Annotated in this window: 21 protein-coding genes; 12 read left to right on the top strand and 9 right to left on the bottom strand. The window is 58.5% G+C overall.

The features are described from left to right. Positions 1-2 precede the first annotated feature (2 nt). Positions 3-647, bottom strand: coding sequence for a CDP-alcohol phosphatidyltransferase family protein (locus AO242_RS20390; protein WP_099270143.1), 645 nt, complete (start codon positions 645-647; stop codon positions 3-5). A 396-nt stretch (positions 648-1,043) separates the two neighbouring features. On the opposite strand from AO242_RS20390, the gene hflK (AO242_RS20385) reads away from it, so the two are divergent. From hflK (AO242_RS20385) to cfaB, 5 genes are all read left to right on the top strand, one after another. Next, entirely contained in the window at positions 1,044-2,996 is a 1,953-nt protein-coding gene (gene hflK, locus AO242_RS20385; protein ID WP_099270142.1) for a protease modulator HflK, read from the top strand. Positions 2,997-3,007: 11 nt separating this feature from the next. Then, a complete protein-coding gene (hflC, locus tag AO242_RS20380) occupies positions 3,008-4,057 on the top strand; it encodes a protease modulator HflC (protein WP_099270141.1) in 1,050 nt (349 codons plus the stop codon). Continuing rightward, the gene (gene hflK, locus AO242_RS20375; RefSeq protein WP_099270140.1) at positions 4,054-5,121 is read left to right on the top strand and encodes a protease modulator HflK; all 1,068 of its coding nucleotides are present in this window, start codon (positions 4,054-4,056) and stop codon (positions 5,119-5,121) included. Before hflC ends, hflK (AO242_RS20375) begins: the two co-directional genes overlap by 4 nt. Further along, positions 5,118-7,055 (top strand): cation-translocating P-type ATPase, encoded by a 1,938-nt coding sequence (locus AO242_RS20370; protein ID WP_099270139.1) that lies wholly within the window; start codon positions 5,118-5,120, stop codon positions 7,053-7,055. Before hflK (AO242_RS20375) ends, AO242_RS20370 begins: the two co-directional genes overlap by 4 nt. 273 nt (positions 7,056-7,328) lie before the next feature. Then, positions 7,329-8,513 (top strand): C17 cyclopropane fatty acid synthase CfaB, encoded by a 1,185-nt coding sequence (cfaB, locus tag AO242_RS20365; RefSeq protein ID WP_099270138.1) that lies wholly within the window; start codon positions 7,329-7,331, stop codon positions 8,511-8,513. Between the two features lie 180 nt (positions 8,514-8,693). Here the strand turns inward: cfaB and cls are convergent, their stop codons facing one another. Further along, positions 8,694-10,133, bottom strand: a complete 1,440-nt coding sequence (gene cls, locus AO242_RS20360) for a cardiolipin synthase (protein WP_099270137.1) — start codon at positions 10,131-10,133, stop codon at positions 8,694-8,696. Positions 10,134-10,302: 169 nt separating this feature from the next. Here cls and AO242_RS20355 point away from each other — a divergent pair, with 169 nt between their 5' ends. Beyond that, positions 10,303-10,824, top strand: coding sequence for a DUF3617 domain-containing protein (locus AO242_RS20355; protein ID WP_027902491.1), 522 nt, complete (start codon positions 10,303-10,305; stop codon positions 10,822-10,824). Here AO242_RS20355 and folE2 read toward each other — a convergent pair. Then, positions 10,808-11,722: a GTP cyclohydrolase FolE2 gene (gene folE2, locus AO242_RS20350; protein WP_099270335.1), complete on the bottom strand. Its 915-nt coding sequence runs from the start codon at positions 11,720-11,722 to the stop codon at positions 10,808-10,810. The two genes, AO242_RS20355 and folE2, sit on opposite strands and share 17 nt — an antisense overlap. Before the next feature lie 106 nt (positions 11,723-11,828). On the opposite strand from folE2, the gene AO242_RS20345 reads away from it, so the two are divergent. From AO242_RS20345 to AO242_RS20335, 3 genes are all read left to right on the top strand, one after another. Next, the gene (locus AO242_RS20345) at positions 11,829-13,052 is read left to right on the top strand and encodes an N-acetylmuramoyl-L-alanine amidase (protein ID WP_099270334.1); all 1,224 of its coding nucleotides are present in this window, start codon (positions 11,829-11,831) and stop codon (positions 13,050-13,052) included. Positions 13,053-13,314: 262 nt separating this feature from the next. Continuing rightward, positions 13,315-14,523, top strand: coding sequence for a zinc metallochaperone GTPase ZigA (gene zigA, locus AO242_RS20340; RefSeq protein ID WP_099270136.1), 1,209 nt, complete (start codon positions 13,315-13,317; stop codon positions 14,521-14,523). Continuing rightward, a complete protein-coding gene (locus AO242_RS20335) occupies positions 14,523-15,173 on the top strand; it encodes a DUF1826 domain-containing protein (RefSeq protein ID WP_099270135.1) in 651 nt (216 codons plus the stop codon). The genes zigA and AO242_RS20335 overlap by 1 nt, the downstream gene beginning before the upstream one ends. 130 nt (positions 15,174-15,303) lie before the next feature. Here AO242_RS20335 and AO242_RS20330 read toward each other — a convergent pair whose 3' ends face one another. Beyond that, a complete protein-coding gene (locus tag AO242_RS20330) occupies positions 15,304-15,651 on the bottom strand; it encodes an NADH:ubiquinone oxidoreductase (RefSeq protein ID WP_099270333.1) in 348 nt (115 codons plus the stop codon). Between the two features lie 41 nt (positions 15,652-15,692). On the opposite strand from AO242_RS20330, the gene AO242_RS20325 reads away from it, so the two are divergent. After that, the gene (locus AO242_RS20325) at positions 15,693-16,670 is read left to right on the top strand and encodes a CobW family GTP-binding protein (protein WP_099270134.1); all 978 of its coding nucleotides are present in this window, start codon (positions 15,693-15,695) and stop codon (positions 16,668-16,670) included. 28 nt (positions 16,671-16,698) lie between these two features. Here the strand turns inward: AO242_RS20325 and AO242_RS20320 are convergent, their stop codons facing one another. Further along, a complete protein-coding gene (locus AO242_RS20320) occupies positions 16,699-17,091 on the bottom strand; it encodes a DUF3301 domain-containing protein (protein WP_099270133.1) in 393 nt (130 codons plus the stop codon). Positions 17,092-17,204: 113 nt separating this feature from the next. Here AO242_RS20320 and pdxY point away from each other — a divergent pair, with 113 nt between their 5' ends. Next, positions 17,205-18,071: a pyridoxal kinase PdxY gene (gene pdxY, locus AO242_RS20315; protein WP_099270132.1), complete on the top strand. Its 867-nt coding sequence runs from the start codon at positions 17,205-17,207 to the stop codon at positions 18,069-18,071. A 115-nt stretch (positions 18,072-18,186) separates the two neighbouring features. Here pdxY and AO242_RS20310 read toward each other — a convergent pair whose 3' ends face one another. Continuing rightward, positions 18,187-18,672 (bottom strand): acyl-CoA thioesterase, encoded by a 486-nt coding sequence (locus tag AO242_RS20310; protein ID WP_020291647.1) that lies wholly within the window; start codon positions 18,670-18,672, stop codon positions 18,187-18,189. A 296-nt stretch (positions 18,673-18,968) separates the two neighbouring features. Between AO242_RS20310 and AO242_RS20305 the strand changes: the two genes are divergently transcribed. Beyond that, entirely contained in the window at positions 18,969-20,732 is a 1,764-nt protein-coding gene (locus tag AO242_RS20305) for a cation:proton antiporter (RefSeq protein WP_099270131.1), read from the top strand. 150 nt (positions 20,733-20,882) lie between these two features. Here the strand turns inward: AO242_RS20305 and AO242_RS20300 are convergent, their stop codons facing one another. The 3 genes from AO242_RS20300 to uvrD form a co-directional block, all read right to left on the bottom strand. Further along, complete coding sequence (locus tag AO242_RS20300; protein WP_027901704.1) at positions 20,883-21,290, bottom strand: SMI1/KNR4 family protein; 408 nt, start codon at positions 21,288-21,290, stop codon at positions 20,883-20,885. Between the two features lie 133 nt (positions 21,291-21,423). After that, on the bottom strand, positions 21,424-22,275 hold the full coding sequence (locus AO242_RS20295; protein ID WP_027902356.1) for a Tim44 domain-containing protein: 852 nt from the start codon (positions 22,273-22,275) through the stop codon (positions 21,424-21,426). A gap of 529 nt (positions 22,276-22,804) precedes the next feature. Then, on the bottom strand, positions 22,805-24,988 hold the full coding sequence (gene uvrD, locus AO242_RS20290) for a DNA helicase II (RefSeq protein ID WP_027902357.1): 2,184 nt from the start codon (positions 24,986-24,988) through the stop codon (positions 22,805-22,807). Between the last annotated feature and the right edge of the window lie 147 nt (positions 24,989-25,135).

Below are 25,135 nucleotides of genomic sequence, written 5' to 3'. Positions count from 1 at the left end.
CCTTATGCTTGTGAGTTGTTGACGACATCTTCCGGACTGGAGGCAACGACTTCTGCCAGCCCCCGGCGAACACGATTGACCAGGGTGTAAACCAGCAGTGCGCTGACGACCGCCAGGATGATGTTTATCCACAGGGCCGAGAGCCAGCCCACGGCAACGCCTGCACCGATCACACCGAACACGAATGCACGATCACTCTTGCCCATTGGGCCGTCATAGCGACGGGACGCGCCGATCATGGGCCCGAGCACGCCTGCATATTCGCTGAAGATCGCTCCCAACGTCACCACCAGCACCAGCCCGAGGCTGACGTCCGGGATCAAGGCGAATGGCAGGAATAGCGCACTGTCAGCGATGACGTCGGTCAGTTCATTGAGGTAAGCGCCGAGTCGCGATTGCTGGCCGAACTCCCGGGCAAGCATGCCGTCGATGGCGTTTAACGCCATGCGCACAATCATCCACAAGGGAATGAGCGCGAACACCCACAGGTGTTCGGAGAATACGGCTACCAGCCCGCTGATCAACAAAGAAACGATGCAGGCGCTCAAGGTCACCTGATTGGCGGTAACGCCCCGGTCATAGAGACGCTGAACTGATGGGCGCAGCAGATTTTGAAAACGGGGTTTGAGCTGATAGATCGAAATCAACGTGAAGCTATCCTTGTCGGCAGGTCAACTGTGCGCCTGTGGATAACCCGACGGCGCGCCCGGCTCTAGTGAACCACAACGCGATGATCGTGGCCTGCTGATCTTTGCGCGAAAAGTCTCATCTGAGGGACTTTTCCACAGCGACCGACCAGTTTGGCGATCTTCTGTAAGCGCGACATCGTGAGACCGGCTTTAGCCAGAAAGAGAACAGTACGGTCGCCAACGTCAGACCTTCGCATACCGCAATCTGGCTGAAGCCGATCCCACATTGAAGATCAGCGTCCTATCTAACAAAAATTTCATTGTTGCTGTTATATCGTAACGCCATATCCTGTGGGTCAGCCCGCCGCAAATGCCGGGCTATGGCAGCAACATTCAGTAAGTTCTGGGGCGTCGATGCGGGTTGATCTGGATGTTGAGCACGGCGGCTTGAATGGCCTGCCCAGGTTTCAAAGGGCTGCGGTGCATGCGGCGCGGTTAAAACGCCTGACCTGGATAACGGGTGGGGCTGGCATTTTCGGTTTGATGCTGGCGCTGTTCGCCGACTTGTTTGCGGCGAATACTTTGTGGCCAGCAGTGCTGGTCAACGCTGCCGCCGCGTTGTTGCTGTTGGCGTCCGCATTGCAGTCAGCCCAAGGCGTCGCGCAATGGCGCGCTTTGGCGTTCAAGGGCGGCGAGCCTCACGTCGCCCCGCAGACTCTGGAGCCAGAGGACAGAGGCTGGTACGACCGGCTTCTTGGGCGCATCAGTCGGTTAGGTCACTCGACGTTGACGCAGATTGGCGCACCGACGCTTTGGCTGGCCGGTTGGTCGTTGCTGGCGCTGATTTGTCTCGACGCCGTGTGGGACCTGTCGCTACCGGGCAGCGACTTTTCCCGGATGGGCAGCGTCGCTGGCAGCGCGGCGGTGTTATTGGCGTTCGGCCTGCTGGTCCTTGAGCGCCAGTTCAGCGGTGAGCAGGCCGAGTGGCCGGAAGCGGCACAACTGGCGCAGATGACTCGCGTGGCGATTGCCGTGTTGCTGATTGGTGCGGTGTGTCTGTTTTTCTCAAGTGTCGAACGTCCATGGACGGCCCGGCTGGCGGTGTTGAGCGGATTATTGCCGGGCCTCGTAGCCATTGAACTGCTGATCCGCGCGGCGCTGTCGCTCTTCAATCCACGTAATCCCCGTGTCGAGCCGCGGCTGACGGCCAGCAGTTTCGTGGCAGGCTTGCTGCGCTGGCCGCCGCAACCTCTGCAGGCCTTGCAGCACGAATTACATAACCGCTTTGGTATCGACCTGCGGCAGATCTGGGCCTTCACCTACATGCGCCGGGCGTTTCTGCCCGTGCTGGCGGTGGTCATGGCGCTGGGTTGGGCACTCAGCGGTGTGCATGAAATCCCCATGCAAGGGCGGGGCATCTACGAGCGGTTCGGCAAGCCGGTAGAGGTGCTCGGGCCTGGACTGCACGGTGGTCTGCCCTGGCCATTTGGCCGGGTATTGAGGGTGGAAAACGGCGTGGTTCACGAATTGGCCACCAGCATTGCGCAGGCAAGCGGCATCACCTCTGTTCCAGTGCCTGATTCAGCAGAAGGACCTGCGCCGGCCAGCACTAACCGTTTGTGGGACGCCAGCCATATCAATGAAAAGTCTCAGGTGATCGCCAGCAGCGCGGGCGACAAGCAGGGCTTTCAGATCGTCAATATGGATGTGCGTCTGGTGTATCGCATCGGTTTGACTGACGAAGCGGCCATGGCCGCCACTTATAACAGCGCTGATGTGCCGATGTTGATTCGCAGCACAGCCAGCAGAGTGCTGGTGCACGATTTTGCTTCGCGGACGCTGGACGAGTTGTTGGGTGAACAGCGCGCCGATCTGGCACGTGAAATCGGCAACGCGATCCAGGCTGATTTGCAGCGACTCAACAGCGGCGTTGAGATTCTCGCCACGGTGATTGAGGCGATTCACCCGCCTGCCGGAGCCGCCAACGCTTACCACGCGGTTCAGGCCGCTCAGATTGGTGCTCAGGCGCTTATCGCCCGGGAGCGGGGCGCTGCCAGCAGCACGTCGAATATGGCGCAACTCAACGCGACCCAAACCCATGACAAAGCCACCGCCAGCGCGCGGGAAGTCATGGCTGACGCCCAGGCGGCGCAGTTGCGTTTCAGTGCCGAACAGCAGGGCTACGCCAAGGCGGGTAAGGCTTTCTTGCTGGAGCAGTACCTGACGCAACTCAGTCAGGGGCTGGCTCATTCGAAACTGCTCGTGCTCGATCACCGTCTGGGCGGCGCCAACAACGCGCCGACCATTGACCTGCGTACTTTCACCCTACCGGCAGACCCAACGGCGCCGCGTAAAGCCGTTCAGTAAGGAGTCGACCCTTGAGTCTGTTTCATAACCACGATCACGCCGGTCACGATCACAGCGGCCACGGCCATGACGGTCATCATCACGGTCACCACCATCACGGCGAATCATCAGGGGCCGCCTTTCCGTGGCGTCGAGGGATGCTCGCTGCATTGCTGATCGCATTTGCCGTGGCCGCGGCCAGTCTGGTGCAAGTGCGCTCGGGCGAGGCGACGGTGATTACGCGCTTCGGTAATCCTTCGCGGGTCTTGCTGGAACCGGGTTTGAGCTGGCGCTGGCCTGCGCCTTTCGAGGCGGCAATACCAGTGGACTTGCGTTTGCGCACCACGTCCAGCGGTTTGCAGGACGTCGGCACCCGTGACGGGCTGCGGATCATCGTTCAGGCCTACGTCGCCTGGCAGGTTCAGGGTGATGCGGATAACGTGCAACGCTTCATGCGAGCTGTACAAAACCAGCCGGACGAAGCCGCGCGGCAAATCCGCACCTTTGTCGGCTCTGCGCTGGAAACCACGGCCAGCAGTTTTGATCTGTCGAGTCTGGTGAACACTGATGCCAGCCAGGTGCGGATCAGCGAATTCGAAAACCAGCTGCGTCAGCAGATTGATCAACAATTGCTCACCACCTATGGCGTGCGTGTGCTGCAGGTCGGGGTTGAGCGTTTGACCCTGCCATCGGTGACGCTCAACGCGACCGTGGACCGGATGCGTGCCGAGCGCGAGACCATTGCGACTGAGCGTACTGCTGTGGGCAAGCGTGAAGCGGCGCAGATTCGCTCCGCAGCGGAGCGTGATGCGCGGATCGTTGAAGCAGACGCCACGGTCAAGGCCGCCGATATCGAAGCTCAATCCCGGGTCGAAGCTGCGCAAATCTATGGGCGCGCTTACGCCGGTTCGCCACAGCTCTATAACCTGTTGCGTTCGCTGGATACGCTCGGGACCATCGTTACCCCGGGCACCAAACTGATTCTGCGCACCGATGCCGCTCCGTTCCGAGTGCTGGTCGATGGCCCGCCTGCGCTGGATAGCCCCTCAGCACCGAATGGCAAAGCCGGGTCGCAGCCATGAGTGAGCACGACGCGCCAGGCAATCAACGACCGGTCGTGAATAATCCATGGACGCAGGCCAGCCGTCTGGCGTTCCTGGCCTTGTATGGCGTAACGATTCTGGCCGCGCTGGGTTGGGCAGTGTCCAACGTGCGGCAGATCGATCCGCAGAACCGTGCCGTGGTGCTACGCATGGGCGCATTGGAGCGGATTCAGAACGCCGGACTGCTGACCGCCTGGCCGCAACCGTTTGAGCAGGTGGTGTTGCTGCCGTCTGCGGACCGGGTGATTGAGCGCCGTGTGGAAACCCTGCTGCGTTCGTTCGCGGCTGTGCAGGCCGACAAGGCTGCGAGCTTTGCCGCACCCATGAGCGATGCGCTGGCCGGATCGGGTTATCTGCTGACCGGGGACGCCGGGGTGGTGCAACTGGACGTCACCGTTTACTACAAAGTCAGCGATCCGTATGCCTTCGTTCTGCAGGGCGATCATGTGGCGCCAGCGCTGGACCGAATCGTCAACCGCAGTGCCGTGGCCCTGACGGCAGCTCGGGATCTGGACACGATTCTGGTCGCGCGCCCCGAACTGATTTCGGCCGACAGCCAGTCAGCCGAAAGACGTGAGCGCCTGCGTGGCGATCTGGTGCGCGGTATCAACCAGAGGCTTGCAGAGCTGAGTGCGACTGGCGTCGGCATTGGCGTCGAAGTCACCCGCGTCGATGTGCAATCGAGTTTGCCCGGCGCAGCCATCAACGCTTTCAACTCGGTCCTGACTGCCAGCCAGCTCGCGGATCAGGCCGTGGCAAATGCGCGAAACGACGCAGAAAAGTCTATTCAAGCGGCCAATCAGCAGGCAGACCGTACCCTGCAAGTCGCCCATGCCCAGGCATCTGAACGTCTGGCCAAAGCCCGCACCGATACGGCGACGGTAGCCAGCCTCAGCGAGTCGATGCACGCCGGGAGCGATCCCGGTCTGTTGCAGCGCCTCTATCGCGAACGCGTGCCAAAGATCCTCGGCCAAGCCGGTTCCGTGACCACCGTCGATCCCCGTGACGATTCCCGCCTGATCATTCAGGGAGCAGAACAATGAGTGGCGAAGCTGTTCACGAAACCGTAGCAGCCTCCTCGGAGCAAAGCATGCTCAGCGCCCCCGAACAACGCAGCGCTGCGCGACAGTTGACCCTGGCGATGCTGGCCCTGGGGCTGCTGGGGTTGGGCTTGATCTGGCGTTTTGTCGCGCCGGATCAGAATGGCGTCAGTCAGCTTTTGTTGGGCGCGGCATCCCTGCTGGTGGCAATTCCGGTGGTCAGTGCCGGTTGGCACAGCCTGCGTTACCCCAGCCTGCATGGCGTCACCGATCAATTGATCGCGTTGGCGATGCTGGGTGCCTGGGCCACCGGAGACCTGATGACGGCCGCGTTGCTGCCGATCATCATGATCTTTGGCCATGTGCTGGAAGAGCGCAGCGTCATCGGTTCTCAGGAAGCCATTCAGGCATTGGGCCGCCTGACTCGCAGCCATGCACGGTTGATCAAGGCCGATGGCAGCGTGGAGGAAGTAGACAACTCGACGCTTGTCGCTGGCGATCAGGTCGAAGTGCGTGCGGGCGATCGTGTGCCTGCTGATGGGCGGGTAATCTCGGGTCAGGCCAGTCTGGACACTGCGCCGATCACCGGCGAGTCAGTGCCGCTGGAGGCCAGGGCCGGGATTGAGGTCTTCGGCGGGGCGATCAACCTCGACGGTTTGCTGCGTATCGAGGTGACGCGCACCGGCCAGGATTCCACGTTGGGCAAGGTGATCGCGCTGATGCAAAGCGCTGAACGCTCCAAGCCACCGATCACCCGCTTGCTGGAGCGTTATGCGGGCAGCTACATGGTGCTGGTGTTGCTGATCGCCGCAGTCACCTGGTTCATCACGAATAATGCCCAGGCCATGCTCGCCGTGCTGGTTGCCGCTTGTCCCTGCGCGCTGGTGCTATCGGCTCCGGCTACCGCCATTGCAGGCATTGCCGTGGCGGCCAGGCACGGGATTCTGATTCGCAGCTCGGCCTTTCTGGAAGAGCTGGCCGACCTTACGTCGCTGGTCGTCGACAAGACCGGCACCCTGACTTTCGGCACGTTACGTATCGATTCTGTGCAGAGCGTTGGCCCGGAGTCGCCGCACCTCCTTCCGTTGGCGGCAAGCCTGGGCAGCGCGAGCAGTCACCCGGTCAGCCGCGCGCTGGCCAGTCTGATTGCCAAGGATCAGCAGTTGGCGCTCAGCGATATCCGCGAGCTTCAGGGCTTGGGTGTCATCGCGACGAGTGAGCTGGGCATTGCTGCACTGGGCCGTCCGGAGTTGTTCGAGCAATTAGGTATTACCACTGCCGCTGTCCCGATTCACGACGGTCCGATTGCGGGTCTGGCACTCGACGGCGTGTTTCTCGGTTGGCTTTTACTGGCCGATACGCTGAAGCCAGAAGCCCGTGCCGCGCTGGCTGAATTACGCGAACTGGGCCTGGGTAGACAGTTGCTGTTGACGGGCGACCGGCACGCCGTGGCGAACACACTGGCACTGGAAGTCGGCATCACCGACGTGCAGTCCCAAGCCTTGCCCGAGGACAAACTGACCCGGGTACGGGCCGAAATCAGCCGCGGCTTCCGGCCTATGGTGGTGGGCGACGGCATCAACGACTCCCTGGCCCTCAAAGCGGGCGTAGTAGGCGTGGCCATGGGCGCAGGTGGTGCCGATATCGCGCTGGCGTCGGCAGACATCGTGCTGATTGGCAGTGATCTTCGAAGGCTGGGGACCTGTGTTCGATTGAGCCGACAGTGCCGCCGCACGCTGCAGGTCAACGTCATCATCGGCCTGGGTTGGACGCTTGCGATTGTGGCCCTGGCTGCATTTGGCTGTTTAGGCGCGGCCGGGGCGATGGTCGCTGCGATTCTGCATAACCTGAGCACGCTGTTGGTCTTGGGTAACGCTGGCAGATTACTGCGTTTGCATGAGCCGTTGGGCGAGCTTTCAGCCACGGCGCAACGTTGAGTCAGTTATAGCTGGCATAAACGGCGAACCAGAGCGGTTCGTTAAGTATAAAAATTTGCTTGAGGTTTGAAGAACTCTGTTACAAATTAACAGTCAGTCATGAAGAGTGCTGCATTTCAGCCTCCATGTCTGGCTCGGATCAGGTGGGGTATAAGTCGTTCCCGGAAGTCGATTCGTAGTTATTGGCTATAGCGCCTATAGCGGGTTGGTTCTAATTCAGAACTGATCCTCAACTACGCTTTTCAAGTTCTTGATCATTGGGGGTTTACTCAAATGCTCGCGCAACTTCCACCGGCCTTACAGAATCTGCACCTTCCGCTGCGTCTCAAGCTCTGGGACGGTCATGAACTCGACCTCGGGCCCACGCCGAGCGTGACGATTTTCGTCAAAGACCCCCAACTGGTTTCCGATTTTTCCCACCCAAGCCTCGACCTTCTTGGCAGTGCCTTCGTGGAAGGCAGACTGGACATGGAAGGCTCCATCAGTGAAGTCATGCGGGTTTGCGATGAGCTGACCCAGGCGCTGGGTGACGAAGATCAGGAGGGTGGCCCGACTCGCTGCCCCCATGACAAAGCCACCGATGCGGCGTCGATTTCCTACCATTACGATGTCTCCAATGAGTTCTATCAGCTCTGGCTGGACAAGGAGATGGTGTATTCCTGCGCCTATTTCAAAACCGGCAATGAAAGCCTCGAGCAGGCGCAGCAGGACAAATTCCATCACCTGTGCCGCAAGTTGCGGCTCAAACCGGGCGAGTATTTGCTGGATGTCGGCTGTGGCTGGGGTGGATTGGCCCGCTTTGCCGCCCGTGAATATGGCGTGAAAGTGCTCGGCATTACCTTGAGTCGCGAGCAACTGAAGCTGGCCAGAGACCGGGTCATGGCTGAAGGTCTGGAGAATTTGGTTGACCTGCAGTTGCTGGACTATCGAGATCTGCCTCAGGACGGTCGCTTCGACAAAGTAGTCAGCGTTGGAATGTTCGAGCACGTCGGCCACGCCAACCTGGCGCTTTACGCCCAGCGTCTGTTTGGCGCGGTGAAGGAGGGCGGGCTGGTGATGAATCACGGTATTACCGCCAAGCATATCGACGGTCGCCCGGTGGGGCGTGGGGCGGGTGAGTTCATTGGCCGCTATGTTTTCCCGAACGGCGAGTTACCCCACGTATCGCGAATCAGCGCGGACATCAGCGAGGCTGGGCTGGAAGTGGTCGATGTCGAAAGCCTTCGCCTGCATTACGCGAAAACCCTGGAGCACTGGAGCTCCCGGCTGGAAACGCATCTGGAGCAGGCCGCTGCCATGGTCCCGGAACAGACGTTACGGATCTGGCGCTTGTACCTGGCTGGCTGCGCTTACGGGTTTGCCCACGGCTGGATCAACCTGCATCAGATTCTGGCAGTCAAACCTCGTGCGGATGGCAGTCATGATCTGCCGTGGACGCGGGCCGACATCTATCGTTAATTGATCAACGCGCAGTAGTTTTCACTCAGTCTCTGTAGACGCGCACGAGCACGGCGAGCCGCGATGGCGGTGCATCAGACGGAGCGCGATCGCTGAATCGCGGTGCTCCTGAGCGACTACAGAAAAGCATTACATATTAGATAGTTATTTTTTGTTGATAGGAGCAGGTCTCTTGTCACCTCACAGGATCGGGGAAATCAAACGCGCCACGCGCATGCCCAGTTGTTGCAAGTGGTGCGTCTCTCTACTTTCCTCGATTGAAACCTCATGCGCCAACGCGAAATCATCGTTGAGCATTTGCTCCACCTCGCTGGCGAAATCGCTGTCGACCGTGAGCAACATCAGTTCGAAATTCAGGCGGAACGAGCGGTTGTCGAGGTTGGCGCTGCCGATCGCAGTGATCTCGTTATCCACTAGCACGACCTTCTGGTGCATGAAGCCTGGCCCGTAACGGAACACCCGTACGCCGGCGCGTACTGCTTCGAAGGCGAACAGCGTTGAGGCCGCATACACCACGTAATGATCCGGGCGCGACGGCAATAGAAGACGGACATCAACGCCGCGCAACACCGCAAGGTGCAAGGCTGCCGACACCGCTTCATCGGGCACGAAGTACGGACTGGTTATCCATACCCGCTCTGTCGCCGCGTGAATCGCCTCGACGAAAAACAACGAGCAGGTTTCCTGTTTGTCTGCGGGCCCGCTGGTCAGAAGTTGGCAAAGCAGGCCATCTTCCGGAAAGCTGTCCGGCAGGCTCAAAGGCGGCAACTCGCGCGTCGCCCAGAACCAGTCCTCGGCGAACGACTCTTGCAGGCAGGCAACCACCGGCCCGATTACTTGCACATGGGTGTCACGCCACGGCGCGAGAGGTGGCTTGAGCCCGACATATTCGTCGCCGACGTTATGCCCGCCGAGGAAGCCTTTCGTACCGTCAACAACTACGATCTTGCGGTGATTGCGGAAGTTGATCTGGAACCTGTTGAGCCAGCCGCCGCGGGTTGCGAATGCCTTGATCTGCACGCCACCTTTGCGCAGTTTTTCGCTGTAGCTGCCCGGCAGTGCGTGACTGCCAATGCCGTCGAACAGCACGTACACGGCCACGCCTTCTGCGGCCTTCTCCAACAGCAGGTCCTGCAAACGGCGGCCCAGTGCGTCGTCATGGATGATGAAAAACTGAATCAGGACTGTCTGTTTCGCCTCGCGGATGGCATCGAAGATTGCACTGAATGTCGCCTCGCCATTGATCAGCAGCTTCACTTCGTTATTGGCGAGTGCGGGGGTGTTACCCAGTTTTGGCATTGCGCGTAGTGACGCATACGCTTCCGAGCGTCTGGCGGCGACGGCCTCTTCAATCCAGGGGCGCCAGTTCATGTCGCTGATGGCGGTGCGCATTTCCTGGTTGGCCTGACGTCGCGCCTTGATATACGCATCGAAGGAGCTACGGCCAAACACCAGGTAGGGAATCAGGGTGAAGTAGGGAATAAATACCAGCGGCATTGCCCAGGCGATCGAGCCTTGTGCCGTCCGCACTGTCAGCAATGCATGAATCGCGGCGACAATCCCGAGCAGATGAATGAATCCAATGACATAGCCGAAGAAATACGGGCTGTGGTAATCCATTCGTGATCTTTCCTTACGCACTATTGCTGCTTAACAGACCACAGTGGGTGCGGATTGTCGCTATTTTATTCGCGGTGCAACTGGCTGCATGATCTGCCGTCTAAGCCTCATCGTCCGGCGACCACGTTCGGTTGCTCCTGTCCCTTATGGGTTGAACAAGGATCCAGTAATGAAGAAGTCCACCTTGGCATTGATGTGCTGTCTGGTCGCGCCATTGGCTCAGGCGCAAATGCTGCAACCCGGCTTGTGGGAGCTGACGTCCAGTAACATGCAAGTGGACGGACAGGCCATGCCTGACCTGCAAATGATTCTGGGGCAGCTGAAAAACCTGCCGCCAGAACAGCGTGCCATGGTCGAGCGCAATCTTGAAAATCAAGGCGTAACGCTTGCGGGCAAAGGCGTGCGCTTTTGTCTGACCGATGCACAGGTCAAAGGCGATGACATCCCCCTGACTGATCCGAAGTCCGGCTGCACCCAGCGCATCACCGAACGCAACGGCAAAAACTGGAAATTCACCTTTAGTTGCCCGAAAGCCCAAGGCAACGGTCAGGCTCAGTTCCTGAGTGACCGAGAGTTCACCACCCACGTTATCGGCACGTTCAATGCCACCGGCCAGCAGCAGAACGGCAGCATGGACACCCGTGCGGTATGGCAGGGCGCGCAGTGTGGTGCGGTCAAACCGCGGACTTGACAGGCGTATTCCCCACGGCGCTCCAACTGCTTTGAGCGACAGCGTCGTGGGCGTGCAGGCTTTCGGCGTGCACTACCTTCACCGTGAAGGACTTCAGCGTCGGGTTGCGCTGTAATACTTGATGCAGGCGGCGGGCAGCGTCTTCGCAGAACATCAGATTCTGCCCGTTCGCTAATGCGAAGGCCTGCTCATCTGCTCGTTTGACTGCCGTTTGGACGGCGGTCCCGAGCGCAGCTTCAGCTTGATCAATCAAGTGAAGAAGCGGGAATTCTCCAGATAAATCATTGAGTTGCACATGTATGTGTGCAGTGCTTCGCTGGCTGTGCGGCGTTGCAACGATGCCTTCGGCAGTGCCTAGCCATTCCAGAACACGTTGAAAATCCAGCTTGGCGCAGAAGTCCTCAGTGAATTGCTGCTGGATCAGCTGCCTGGCCAACGCCGCTGAGCAGGGGCAGGTGGACGAGTAGGCCACGTCAATTTTTAGTTCCACGTGGAACATATCGTTTTCAACGCTCGCCAAGATGCTGATTGGATAGGCTTTCCAGCCTGCCAACGGGCTGATCAGCGCCGGACGTTTCAGTAAGCACTCGGTGTGAATATTTAGATAGGCACGCCGGGACAAGCCGTCGTGACTGTCGAGAAAGCTCATCAGCACCTGCCGGATCGAGTGCATGCTCAGCTCTTTGCCTTCCAGTAGTTCAAGCGCGAGGTACAGACGCGACATGTGAATGCCTCTGGCGCTGCCATCATCCAGACTCACCCCCGCATCGACCTTGGCGCTGACGTGCTGTCCCTCAATGCGCACTGGCATGGCGATGCCACACATACCTACCCAATCCAGCGGCTGTGTCTGGCGGGAAGTTTGTGCGGCGATATCCGGAAGTGAAGCAAGTTTCATGAAAGAGGCCATCTGTCAGGTAAATCATCACGTTATACTATAACTATAATTTCGACGATTTCTTTTTTTGGGCCGGGATGCTCTTCACCTTCGAATGGGTCACCGCATGCATCGCCGTCAAATTCTGCTCAATTTCTTGCTGGCCAGTGCCGCCTTTGTCTTGCCATTGGGCGTCAACGCAGCCCAGATCCGCAACGCCCGCCTGTGGCGTACTGCCGATAAACTCCGGCTGGTGCTGGATCTCAGTGGTCCAGTGCAATACAAGACCTTCACCCTCGGCGCACCTGACCGACTGATCATCGATATAAGCGGCGCGCGCCTGAGTGGTGATTTCAGTCAGCTTGCACTGCAAGACACGCTGATCAAATCCATCCGCTCCGGGCATTACGGTCAGGGTGATGACACGCGCATCGTTCTTGATCTGACCGGGCCTGTGAAGCTCAACAGCTTTCTGCTCGGGCCTGCTGGCGATCAGGGCCATCGGTTGGTCCTGGACCTGGGCGCAGAGGGGGCTGCCCCGCAACAACTCGCGGCGCAGCCGGTGCAACGTGCGCCGGTGGTCAGTGACAAGCAGCACCCCAAGCGCAACATTATGGTGGTGGTCGATCCGGGACATGGCGGTAAGGACCCCGGCGCGGTAGGTTCCAAGGGCGAGCGGGAAAAAGATGTGGTGTTGTCTATTGCCCAGCTGTTGGCCAAGCGACTGAAGCGGGAGAAAGGCTTCGATGTGCAACTGGTGCGCAACGATGACTTCTTCGTACCCCTACGCAAGCGCGTTGAGATTGCTCACAAACACAACGCCGACATGTTTATCTCGGTGCATGCCGACGCAGCACCGCGTTTGACGGCTTCCGGTGCATCAGTATTTGCTTTGTCCGAGGGCGGCGCTACCTCCGCCACTGCACGCTTCATGGCACAGCGCGAAAATGGCGCGGACTTGTTGGGCGCGACCAGCTTGCTCAACCTGAAAGACAAGGACCCGATGCTGGCCGGGGTCATTCTCGATATGTCGATGAACGCCACCATCGCCGCCAGCCTGCAACTCGGCAATACCATTCTCGGTAGCCTGGCGAACATCACCACCCTGCACCAGAAACGCGTCGAACAGGCTGGCTTCGCCGTTCTCAAATCGCCGGATGTGCCGTCGATTCTGGTGGAAACCGGATTCATCTCCAATGCCAAAGACAGCCAGCGGCTTGTGACGGCCCGCCATCAACAGGCGGTGGCAGATGGATTGTTTGAAGGGTTGCAGCGCTATTTTCAGCGTAATCCGCCGATTGATTCTTACATGGCGTGGCAGCAGGAGCAGGGGCAAACCGGGAAGGTTTAGCTTTAAGTTGTGCGAGCGTCGGTATTCCTGAAAAAACACTGTAATGGAGCAAACACGTCCCCTGTAGGAGTGAGCTTGCTCGCGATTCGATTTTCTTTCGATAAATCATCGCCTGACCTGCCGCTATCGCGAGCAAGCTCACTCCTACAAAGATCTGTTTACTAAATGCATTGTTATACTATAACCTGAACTAGGTGATTGACCGGTGCCCGGCACCGCCATGCGAACAGGGTCTAAACCCTGCAACCTGATGAGAATACCGATGCCAAACCGTCTTCCCGTAACCGTGCTGTCCGGCTTTCTCGGTGCCGGTAAAAGCACGCTGTTGAACTACATTCTGCGCAATCGCGAGGCTCTGCGGGTCGCCGTGATCGTCAACGATATGAGCGAAATCAACATTGATGGCGGCGAAGTTCAGCGTGATGTGAGCTTGAACCGCGCGGAAGAGAAACTCATCGAGATGAGCAACGGCTGCATTTGCTGCACCCTGCGCGAGGACTTGCTCGAAGAAGTCAGCCGTCTGGCCCAAGACGGGCGCTTTGATTATTTATTGATCGAATCCACCGGTATTTCCGAACCGTTGCCAGTCGCAGAGACCTTCACCTTTCGCGACGAGGCCGGTAAGAGCCTCACCGACATGGCTAGGCTGGACACCATGGTCACGGTCGTCGACGGGGTGAACTTCCTGCTCGACTATCAGGCCGCCGAGAGCCTCGCGACCCGGGGGGAGACCTTGGGTGAAGACGACGACCGCTCGATCACTGATTTGCTTATCGAACAGATCGAGTTCGCTGATGTGATTCTGCTCAGCAAGATCGACCTGATCAGTTCCAGCGAGCGCGAAGAGCTGATCGCCATCCTGCAGCGACTCAATGCGAATGCCGAAATAATTCCGATGGTGATGGGCGAGGTGCCGTTGGCGAAGATCCTCAACACCGGTCGATTCGATTTCGAGCGGGCGTCACTGGCACCCGGTTGGCTCAAGGAGTTGCGCGGCGAACATACGCCGGAAACCGAGGAATACGGCATTGCTTCCATGGCTTATCGCGCTCGGCGGCCGTTTCACCCGGAGCGCTTCTTCAGCTTTATTGATCGGGAGTGGACCAACGGCAAACTGCTGCGCTCCAAAGGCTTCTTCTGGCTGGCCAGCAAGCATCAGGATGCGGGCAGTTGGTCTCAGGCCGGAGGGTTGATGCGTCATGGTTTCGCTGGCCGCTGGTGGCGGTTCGTGCCGCGTGCGCATTGGCCTCAGGATGAAGAAAACATCACCGCAATCATGGACAACTGGACCTCACAAACCGGTGACTGCCGGCAAGAACTGGTGTTCATCGGCCAGAACATCGACTTTGCTCAGCTCACCGCTGAGCTGGATAACTGCCTGCTCACGGACGCCGAGATGGCTCTGGGCACCAATGGCTGGGTGGCGCTACCCGATCCGTTTGGCCCATGGCATGAAATGGAGGTGGCGTGATGTTAGCGACGGTATTGAAGTGGCAGCCCCGTATTCGTCAGGTGCAGGGCGATACCCCGGCCATTCTCAGCCAGGTACTGGAGGACGATGTGAATCTGGCGGTCTGGCAGCGTCAGTTGCCTGCGCACATCGAAGACTTTGGCGCATTACTGCTCTCTCTGAACGAGCCGCTGGCGGAGGCTATTACGCTGGAGATCAGTGATGAGAATGTTCAGCCTGACCTCCAGAGCTTCGCCTCTGCTTACGCTGACCTTGAAGGCTATGAGGGTTTCATCGCCGACGTGTCATGGCTGATCAGCGCTTACGCCTGCCTGCTAGGCGCCAAACGTATAGGCGTTCGGCTGCGAGTACTGGATAAAGCCATGTGTCCGCGTTTCCATGTCGATCATGTGCCGGTACGCTTGATCACCACTTACGCGGGCATTGGCAGCCAATGGCTGAGAGAGGGGGCCATTGATCGCAGCCAGCTGGGCAAACTTCAGGCCGAGCCTTCGGATGCGCTGAATATCAGGCAGATCAACTGTGGCGATGTAGCGTTGCTCAAGGGCGAGCGCTGGGTTGGCAACGAAGGCCAAGGCCTGGTACACCGCTCGCCGCCGTTGCAGCGTGATGAACGGCGGTTGCTCCTTACCCTGGATTGGTTGGCTTAGCAGCAAGACCGTAGGACCGGCTTTAGCCGGGAGGAGGCCATTACATTCAGTACATTTGTTTCGTCAGGAATGCAGTCCTCCCGGCTAAAGCCGGTCCTACGAGGCCAACACACCCCACACACTTAAACCCTCAAGGCACCAACCACTTCCCCTGACTCTGCCCCTCGCAAAACGGCTTCAAGTACTGCGCATCGCTGGCGATGCCGTAATAGTGAATGTCTTCGCGATAAGGCATATTGGCGACTTGCGCGTTGCTGCAAATGCCAAACGCTCCAGTGGGGCATTGCTCCAGAAACGTCACATCGGTTTTCTGCCCCACGAGTTGCGGCTGGCAAAAACCGTCGTGAAACAGCTTGGGCGGTATGTTGCGATTGGCCTGGCACACTTTCACGTCCAGCCGCTCGGCCTGACTGTGTACCAGACACGCCTCGGCCCATGCGTTTCCTGCACCCGTTGCCAGTAACATCCCCAGAAACATCCCGATTCTGGCCTTAAACGCCTTCGTCATAAGCGACCACCATGCTGCAGAACATCCCGACCCACGTCATCGGCGGACCATTAGGGGCTGGCAAGACCAGCCTCATCAAACATCTGTTGGCGCAGAAGCCGGCAGATGAACGATGGGCGATCCTCATCAACGAGTTCGGTCAGATCGGCCTCGATGCCGCACTGCTGACCACGGCCGCCGATGGTATCGCACTTGGCGAAGTGGCTGGCGGTTGCCTGTGCTGTGTCAACGGCGCGCCCTTTCAGATTGGCTTGGGTCGTTTACTGCGCAAGTCCAGACCACATAGATTGCTGATCGAGCCGTCCGGCCTTGGCCATCCTGTGCAGTTGATCGAACAGTTGCAGCAAGCGCCCTGGCTGGGTGTGCTCACGGTTCAGCCCAGTGTGATGGTCCTCGATGCAGCAGCACTGGCGACGGGCCATCCGCTGCCGCCCAGTCAGGCTTCGGCGCTGACTGCTGCGGGGGTGCTGGTATTGAATAAATCAGCGGATCTGGATGCTGCGGCGCGCCAGAGGCTCATTGAGCAGTTGCCTGCGGGCAAGTTGATCTGGACAGAGCAGGGCCGGATCTCACTGGCCGAATTGCCCGGCATGTCCGCACGGTCGGATCTGCTTGTGGATAAATCTGCTGTGGATAACCTCGCGCTACCCAAGGGCTTGGGGCAGCTTCCTGCTGTATGGACTGATCCAGCACAACCCATTTGTCTCAGTCAGGCTCAACAGGAAGGCTGGAGCATCGGCTGGCGTTGGCACCCCAGCCAGCGTTTTGATCTGACCCGTGTGGAAATATGGTTGCAGGGAATGAACTGGCGTCGCGCCAAACTGGTGATTCACAGCGAAAGAGGTTGGGTGTCAGGCAATGCCGTCGCGGGTGATGCTATGCAGTGGCAAGTCAGTGAGTGGCGACGGGATTCACGGCTGGAATTGATTTTCACACAGCCCCAGGATGAAACACGCTTGCAGGCTGAACTGACTGCTTGTGTGCTCTAAAACAAGTTATCCACAAGCGGCTCGAAATCTACTGCTTCCACTTGTTGTGTTCTTGCCGCCATTGGCTCAGTTGGATGATTTCTGCACTCGGGGGCGGCGTTTTTATCTCGAACGGGTAGGGCGCCAGTTCAATCTGCGCACTGTGGGCACCAAACATGGTGATGGTGCCAGGGTGACGCTGCTCGCCGGTCACTGTGAACTCAAAGTTATACACGCGTGCCAGACGTTTGCGACCCTGTGAATCCCGGGCAAACGTCAGCTTGCGCAAGGCCACGTTGCCGTCCAGCAGCTCGATATCCAGTTTCGCGCAGTGTTGTTTGACCCGCTCCAGCGCTCTTTCGCGCAAACCGTGGGCGTGCCATAGCCATGCCGCACCGGTGGCCAAAAGCATCAGGACAAACATGTTTCCCAGGGTCAGCATGAAGAAGCACTCCAACAAAGTGCCACCAGCTTAACTGTCTCCGGGGTTTTGCAGCCATACTGCGCGACTTAAATTTCTTACTACTGCATTTGCATCGTGTTCAGGAACCCTAGATGAAACGTACACCCCATTTGCTCGCCATCCAGTCCCATGTGGTTTTCGGCCATGCAGGCAACAGCGCTGCGGTGTTTCCAATGCAGCGAATCGGGGTGAACGTCTGGCCGCTGAACACGGTGCAGTTTTCCAACCATACCCAATACGGGAAGTGGGCGGGCGACGTGTTGCCCCCGCAACAGATTCCCGCGCTCATCGAGGGCATCGCGGCGATTGGCGAGTTGGGCAATTGCGACGCCGTGCTCTCTGGTTATTTGGGAAGCGCTGCCCAGGGCCGAGCGATTCTGGTGGGCGTTGAGCGGATCAAGGCGGCCAACCCTAACGCGCTGTATCTGTGCGATCCGGTGATGGGGCATCCCGAGAAGGGCTGCAGCGTGCCTGCGGAAGTCAGCGATTTTCTTCTTGAAGAAGCGGCGGCTGTGGCGGACTTCATGTGCCCGAACCAGTTGGAGCTGGATAGCTTCTCTGGCCGCAAACCTGAGTCGTTGTCGGATTGCGTGGCCATGGCGCGCGCTTTGTTGGCCCGAGGCCCTAAAGCCATCGTGGTCAAACACGTGGATTACCCCGGCAAGCCTGCTGACGGCTTTGAAATGCTGCTGGTGACCGCTGATGGCAGTTGGCACTTGCGCCGCCCGCTACTGGCCTTTCCGCGCCAGCCAGTGGGGGTGGGCGATCTCACGTCCGGGTTGTTCCTGGCGCGCGTACTGCTGGGGGATGAACTGGTTGCGGCTTTTGAATTTGCCGCCGCCGCGGTCCATGAAGTGCTGCTGGAGACCCAGGCGTGCGGCAGCTACGAACTGGAGCTGGTCCGCGCCCAGGACCGCACGGCTCATCCTCGGGTGAGGTTTGAGGCGGTGCGGTTGTAAATTGTGACCAAATCTTGTTGGAGCGAGGCTTGCCCGCGAAGGCATTTCTGTCTGTCGATGATTGGCTGATTCATAAACCAATTCGCGGGCAAGCCTCGCTCCAACGAAGACGCTGCTACAGCGTCTCGTCCTTGATTTCCTGATAACGCTTTTCCAGCTCCTGGCGGATCTGCCGACGCTGTTGCGCCTGAATGTAGCGGCGTTTGCCGTCCAGGCTTTCTGGCTCCAGCGGCGGCACGCTGGCCGGTTTGCGCTGATCGTCCACGGCGACCATGGTGAAGAAACAGCTGTTGGTGTGGCGCACCGAGCGCTCGCGGATGTTTTCCGTGACGACCTTGATGCCGACTTCCATTGACGTGTTGCCGGTGTAGTTCACCGACGCCAGGAAGGTCACCAGTTCACCCACATGGATCGGCTCGCGAAATATCACCTGATCCACTGATAGCGTCACCACGTAACGCCCTGCGTAGCGGCTCGCACAGGCATACGCAACTTCATCGAGGTATTTCAGAAGGGTGCCGCCGTGTACGTTGCCAGAAAAGTTGGCCATGTCCGGGGTCATCAATACAGTCATCGACAGCTGGGCGTTTCCGGGTTCCATAGCGTACTCACGATCAAGGCGGTTCAGAAATTGCACCTTATGACGGTGCTTACGGATTCAAGCGGTGTGACAGTTATCGGGACGCTTGCTGGCCAGGGGCCGTCACGCGTGCAGCCGATCTGTTTCCATATATTGCACCGGCTTTATCGATGAATGCGCGGTGTTAACCTGCAAAAGCCCGTGGATCGGGCAATTTCTTACAAATTAATCAGATTTCTGCACTGCAGTGGCTGAATTCTCCGTCGTTCTGGTGAGAATTCGGCCCGCTGCAATGCGTTTCATAAGGAGCCGGACCCATGCATGCCATCAGCTTTATTCAGGATTTGGCAGTGATCATGCTGGTGGCTGGTGTTGTGACCATCCTCTTTCACCGTCTCAAACAGCCTGTAGTGCTGGGCTATATCGTCGCCGGTTTCATCATCGGCCCGCATACACCGCCGTTCGGCCTGATCCATGACGAAGATACGATCAAGACCCTCGCCGAGCTGGGGGTGATCTTCCTGATGTTCTGCCTGGGGCTGGAATTCAGCCTGCGCAAATTATTCAAGGTTGGGGCAACAGCGTTCATTGCGGCGTTTCTCGAAATCACCCTGATGATCTGGATCGGTTATGAAATCGGTCAGTACTTCGGCTGGAGCACCATGGATTCGCTTTTCCTTGGCGCGATCCTGGCGATTTCTTCGACGACCATCATCGTCAAAGCGCTCAACGATTTGAAGATGAAGAACCAGCCTTTCGCGCAGTTGATCTTTGGCGTGTTGATCGTCGAAGACATTCTGGGTATTGGCATCATTGCCTTGTTGTCCGGGATCGCCGTCAGTGGCTCGGTCAGCTCGGGCGAGGTGTTTTCCACCGTCGGCAAGCTGTCGCTGTTCATGATCGTCGCCTTGGTGATCGGTATTCTGGTGGTGCCGCGCTTGCTGGCTTACGTGGCGAAGTTTGAAAGCAATGAGATGCTGCTGATCACCGTGCTGGGCCTGTGCTTCGGCTTCTGTCTGCTGGTAGTAAAGCTCGAATACAGCATGGTACTGGGCGCGTTCCTGATTGGCGCGATCATGGCCGAGTCGCGGCAGTTACTGAAAATTGAGCGCTTGATCGAGCCTATTCGAGACATGTTCAGCGCGATCTTTTTCGTTGCGATTGGCTTGATGATCGATCCTGCGATTCTTGTGCAATATGCCTGGCCGATTGCGGTGATCACTGTTGCGGTTGTCCTCGGCAAGATGTTGTCCTGCGGATTGGGTGCCTTTCTCGCCGGTAACGACGGCAAAACCTCGCTACGGGTGGGCATGGGCCTGTCACAAATTGGCGAGTTTTCCTTCATCATCGCGGCGCTTGGCATGACCTTGCAGGTCACCAGCGACTTCCTCTATCCAGTGGCGGTCGCGGTGTCCGCTATCACGACTTTACTGACGCCTTATCTGATTCGCGGTGCCGATCCGTTGTCGAATCAGTTGGCGAGCATCATGCCTCGCCGCGTGGCGCGGGTGTTCGGCATGTACGGTGAGTGGCTGCGCAGCATCCAGCCGCAAGGCGAGGGCGCGCTGCTGGCATCGATGATTCGGCGGATTCTGTTGCAGGTCGGGGTCAATCTGGCCCTGGTCGTGGCCATATTCTTCTGCGGAGGCTATTTCGCCGAGCGCATCGGCGTGTATATCAGCGACTGGGTCGGCGACGTTGGGCAACAGAAAGCCTGGATCTGTGGCGCTGCGTTGTTGCTCTCACTGCCATTTCTGATCGCGGCTTATCGCAAGCTCAAAGCGCTGTCGATGCTGCTGGCTGAGATGGGCGTCAAACCGGAGATGGCGGGTCGGCACACGGCGCGAGTGCGCAAAGTGATCGCCGAGGTGATTCCTCTGCTGTCTTTGCTGGTGATCTTCGTGATGCTCGCGGCATTGTCTGCCAGCATCCTGCCGACCAACGAATTGCTGATTCTGATCGCCGTGATCGCCGCCATTGTCGCTGCAGTGGCATGGCGCTGGTTCATCAGAGTGCATACGCGCATGCAGATCGCGTTGCTGGAGACGCTGGGGAATAATCAGGAGTCGAATGGGCATTGAGCCCGGTCCTGCTTGGCGTTTGCTTACGTAGGACCGGCTTTAGCCGGGAGGACGTCTCTTCAATCGCCATATCTGCCGCGTCAGAAATATTGCCCTCCCGGCTGAAGCCGGTCCTACGGGTTCGCCGTATGGCAGTGCGCTGTCAGCAACTCAGCTTTCCAGCCAGACGTCCCGCGCCCAGTGCCATACCGATTCCCAGCTTTCTTCGGTGACCAGCTCTTCTTCGCCAGACCACAACACTACGGTGCCGTCTTCTTCGACGCAGTAGTAGTCTTCACCGTCCTGGCAGATCGGGATCAGCTCGCGCGGCACGCCGATGTCCCAGGCTGAGGCGGCGACTTCTGGCAGGTAAGTGTGCGATCCGGGGTCGGTAACGGTCACCGGCTCCAGGCTGCCGTACACCACGTCGCTCACGGTCAGGAGAAATTCCTTGAAGACGAAGGGGATGTTGATGAACAGCTGTTCTTCGACCTCAACGAGTTGATCCTCGTCGGGCAATTCCAGCGGAACCGGAACAGGTTCATTCGCTTCGCGTAATTGTTCAATGACTTCTTCCACGGCCTGGCTCCTCTGACTTGATGGCGCGGTTTATACAGTAGCTTAAAGCGTTTCTCAAAATAACTATCCCAACGGATAAAACAAAAACCCCGGACAAGTCCGGGGTCTCTGCTTACGCGTGAAGCGGTCTGGATCAACCGTTCTGGCGAATACCTGCAACCAGCCAAGGCTGATTATCGCCTTGTGGGCGTTCCATGTTCCAGCTTTCGCTGAACACTTCACCCTGATCGAAGCGCGAAGACTTGGACACACCGCTGAATGTCAGCGTGGCGATGGTCTTGTCTGCACGATCATCCAGGCCGTCCAGTTGCACGTTCAGATTGTCGATATAGGTCGACTGGAAGGCGTCGCCCAGATCCGCACGTTCTTTCTTCAGGAACTGCAACATCTGTGGGGTCACGAACTCTTCGATCTTGTCCATTTCGTTCGCGTCCCAGTGCTGTTGCAGCGACTGGAAGTGGCTACGAGCAGCTTCAAGGAAGCGGGTTTCGTTGAACCAGGCCGGAGCGTTGATCACCGGAGCGGCTGCCGATGCTGCACCCGAACCACCAAAGATGGAATTCTGGGCAGGCTGTTGAGCGTTTTCACGCTGATAAGTCATAGGGCCAGCGGCGGTAGCCATTTGCTCGCCTTGTTGCTTACGACGACGGGCCGCGATGAAGCGGAAGATCAGGAAGGCAATGACCGCCATGATCAGGATGTCGAAGATCTGCATCCCTTGGAAGCCGTCGCCCATGAACATGGAAGCAAGCAGGCCGCCGGCAGCGATACCGGCCAATGGGCCGAGCCAGCGGGAAGCACCGCTAGCAGCAGGACGACCAGCAGCGGTTGGTGCTGCGGCTGGAGTGGTCGGAGTGGCTTGGCGCGACTGGTGACTTGGCGCCGAGCCCATGCTCTTGCCACCACCGAAACGCGCAGCGTTGGCTTCGAAGCTCATGGTGAGCCCGATGCACAACGCCATAGCGATGCTTAGAAAACGTTGCATAAGGGTATTCCCGTTTTGTGGATTGCACGCGCGCCATATTGCATAGGGCATATGTGTCTGGCTAGCGGCCAAGTGTTTCCGGCTTTTGCGTGATTGCCGAAGACCCTATGTAGATTGGTCCGTAGGGCTTCGCTGAAAGTTCTGTAGGACGGATCGCCGGACAGTGTCATCTATATGGAGGTGACCGGGGGCGGATTCAATCTGCCGCTGCATTACTGCTGTCTGTGGGAGCTGGGCTTGCCCGCGATAAGGCTCGATACGACTCACATGAAACCGCGTTGACCTTATCGCGGGCAAGCCCAGCTCCTATCAAACAAGAAAATAACTACCTGATCTGGAATGCATTTTCTGTAGGAGTGAGCTTGCTCGCGATAGCCTCAGCACAGGCAATATATTCATCGACCAACAGATCGAATCGCGAGCAAGCTCACTCCTACAGGTCCCGTGTTTGCTGCGCGACAGCGTGGTGTCAGGGACGCCGGGGCAGCTCCCACAGGAAGTATTTCCATTCAGACAATGAGTCAGCAGTCTAAATCGCTTCCAGCTTCGCATAGCCCATCATCAGCCACTTGCTGCCTTCGGCGAAGTTGACCTGGACCCGCGCCTGAGCGCCCGCGCCTTCGAAGTTCAGGATCACGCCTTCGCCAAACACCGCATGCTGCACACGCTGCCCAAGGCTGAAGGCTGTCTCCGGAATACCGGTGCCATTGAACAGGCTGCTGTTGCTGACCTTCTGCGTGCCGCCGAAAGGTCGGGTGACACTATTGGACAGGCGCACTTCCTGAATCAGCAGCGGCGGAATTTCACGTACGAAGCGCGACACCTTGTTGTAGGTCTCGCTGCCGTACAGGCGACGGGTTTCTGCGTAGGTCATCACCAGCTGTTGCATGGCGCGGGTAATGCCGACGTAGGCCAGACGCCGTTCCTCTTCAAGACGGCCCGGCTCTTCCAGGCTCATCTTGTGAGGGAACAGGCCTTCTTCCATGCCCACCAGGAACACGTAAGGGAATTCCAGGCCCTTGGCACTGTGCAAGGTCATCAATTGAATGCTGTCTTCATGCTCTTCGGCCTGGGTATCCCCGGCTTCCAGAGAAGCATGGCCGAGGAATGCCGCCAACGGGGTCAGCTCGGCGTCTTCTTCGTTGTTTTCGAAGTTGCGCGCGGCACTGACCAATTCCTCAAGGTTTTCTACCCGAGCCTGGCCTTTTTCGCCTTTCTCTTCCTTGTGGTAGTTGATCAGTCCGGACTGCTCGATGACGGTTTGCGTCATCAAATGCAGCGGCATCTCCATGACCTTGGCGGCAAGGTTTTCGATCAGCTCGACGAAACCGCCCAGCGCGCCAGCGGCACGACCGGTCAGGCCTTTATTGGCGATCAGTTGGCGAGTGGCTTCCCACATCGAGACATCGGCATGGCGAGCATGCTGACGAATCGATTCGACGGTTTTTTCACCGATGCCACGGGCCGGCACGTTGATGATCCGCTCCAGTGCCGCATCGTTGCCACGGCCTTCCAGCAAGCGCAGATAAGCCATGGCGTTCTTGATTTCGGCGCGTTCGAAGAAGCGCTGGCCGCCATAAATGCGGTACGGAATTCGCTCGCGCAGCAACGCTTCTTCAAGCACCCGGGATTGGGCGTTGGAGCGATACAGAATGGCGATTTCGCTACGGGCAAGACCGGTCTTGAGTGCGCTTTCAATGGTTTCAACCACGTAGCGGGCTTCGTCGTGTTCGTTGAATGCCGCGTACAGATTGATCAGCTCGCCATCACCGACATCAGTCCACAGCTCTTTGCCCATGCGGCCGCTGTTATTGATGATCAGGCCGTTGGCCGCTTTGAGAATACTGGCGGTCGAGCGATAGTTCTGCTCAAGACGAATGACTTCGGTATCTGGGAAGTCCGACGAATACTGGTGGATGTTCTCGATCTTCGCGCCGCGCCAGCCGTAAATCGACTGGTCGTCATCGCCGACCACCATCAGGCTGTCGCCACCCTGCGCCAGCAAGCGCAACCATGCGTACTGCACGGCGTTGGTGTCCTGGAATTCGTCCACCAGCACATGGCGGAAGCGGCGCTGATAGTGAGCAAGCAGGCCGGGATTGTCGCGCCACAGGTCGAGTGCACGCAGCAGCAGCTCGGAGAAATCGATCACGCCGGCACGCTGGCAGGCGACCTCATAGGCTTCATAGACCGACTTCATGGTAGTCAGAAACAGATCGCCGCTGGCCTGAATATGCTTCGGGCGCAGGCCTTCGTCTTTTTGACCATTGATAAACCACGTGGCTTGTTTGACGGGCCAGCGTTGTTCATCAAGCCCCAGCTCGCGCATGACACGCTTGACCAGGCGTTGCTGGTCGTCGCTGTCCAGGATCTGGAAGGTCTGCGCCAGATTGGCTTCCTGCCAGTGTGCCCGCAACAAGCGGTGCGCAAGGCCGTGGAACGTGCCCACCCACATGCCTGCCGGGTTGATGCCCATCAGTTGTTCGATCCGGTGGCGCATTTCTGCTGCCGCCTTGTTGGTGAACGTCACCGACAGGACCGAATGTGGCGAGGCTTGCTCGACCTGGATCAACCAGGCGATGCGATGCACCAGCACACGGGTTTTGCCGGAACCAGCGCCGGCCAGGACCAACTGACGACCCACGGAGGCAGCTACGGCCTGACGTTGGGCATCGTTGAGGGAATTAAGCAGAAGGGAGAGATCATCGCGCATCGACGCATTCTAGGGTGCCGAGCGAAACCGGGCAAACCATGCTTTGCGCGAATCGACAAAAGCAGCACCTGGCGACGGGTGGCGAGCGGTTGTCGGGACGTGAGGGGGATAGGCATCAAGGTAGGCTACGGGCGGCGGGCGAACTGC

The sequence above is a fragment of the Pseudomonas sp. ICMP 561 genome (assembly GCF_002699985.1).
GTDB lineage: Bacteria > Pseudomonadota > Gammaproteobacteria > Pseudomonadales > Pseudomonadaceae > Aquipseudomonas > Aquipseudomonas quasicaspiana.
This window is presented reverse-complemented; position numbering and strand designations above follow the sequence as displayed.

Coding starts and splice junctions, on each gene's coding strand:
- uvrD (WP_027902357.1), bottom strand. CDS start 24,988: ATGCGCGATGATCTCTCCCTTCTGCTTAATTCCCTCAACGATGCCCAA.
- hflK (WP_099270142.1), top strand. CDS start 1,044: ATGCGGGTTGATCTGGATGTTGAGCACGGCGGCTTGAATGGCCTGCCC.
- cfaB (WP_099270138.1), top strand. CDS start 7,329: ATGCTCGCGCAACTTCCACCGGCCTTACAGAATCTGCACCTTCCGCTG.
- AO242_RS20310 (WP_020291647.1), bottom strand. CDS start 18,672: ATGGAACCCGGAAACGCCCAGCTGTCGATGACTGTATTGATGACCCCG.
- cls (WP_099270137.1), bottom strand. CDS start 10,133: ATGGATTACCACAGCCCGTATTTCTTCGGCTATGTCATTGGATTCATT.
- hflK (WP_099270140.1), top strand. CDS start 4,054: ATGAGTGAGCACGACGCGCCAGGCAATCAACGACCGGTCGTGAATAAT.
- AO242_RS20335 (WP_099270135.1), top strand. CDS start 14,523: ATGTTAGCGACGGTATTGAAGTGGCAGCCCCGTATTCGTCAGGTGCAG.
- AO242_RS20295 (WP_027902356.1), bottom strand. CDS start 22,275: ATGCAACGTTTTCTAAGCATCGCTATGGCGTTGTGCATCGGGCTCACC.
- folE2 (WP_099270335.1), bottom strand. CDS start 11,722: ATGAAACTTGCTTCACTTCCGGATATCGCCGCACAAACTTCCCGCCAG.
- AO242_RS20355 (WP_027902491.1), top strand. CDS start 10,303: ATGAAGAAGTCCACCTTGGCATTGATGTGCTGTCTGGTCGCGCCATTG.
- zigA (WP_099270136.1), top strand. CDS start 13,315: ATGCCAAACCGTCTTCCCGTAACCGTGCTGTCCGGCTTTCTCGGTGCC.
- AO242_RS20370 (WP_099270139.1), top strand. CDS start 5,118: ATGAGTGGCGAAGCTGTTCACGAAACCGTAGCAGCCTCCTCGGAGCAA.
- AO242_RS20320 (WP_099270133.1), bottom strand. CDS start 17,091: ATGCTGACCCTGGGAAACATGTTTGTCCTGATGCTTTTGGCCACCGGT.
- pdxY (WP_099270132.1), top strand. CDS start 17,205: ATGAAACGTACACCCCATTTGCTCGCCATCCAGTCCCATGTGGTTTTC.
- AO242_RS20325 (WP_099270134.1), top strand. CDS start 15,693: ATGCTGCAGAACATCCCGACCCACGTCATCGGCGGACCATTAGGGGCT.
- AO242_RS20305 (WP_099270131.1), top strand. CDS start 18,969: ATGCATGCCATCAGCTTTATTCAGGATTTGGCAGTGATCATGCTGGTG.
- AO242_RS20330 (WP_099270333.1), bottom strand. CDS start 15,651: ATGTTTCTGGGGATGTTACTGGCAACGGGTGCAGGAAACGCATGGGCC.
- AO242_RS20345 (WP_099270334.1), top strand. CDS start 11,829: ATGCATCGCCGTCAAATTCTGCTCAATTTCTTGCTGGCCAGTGCCGCC.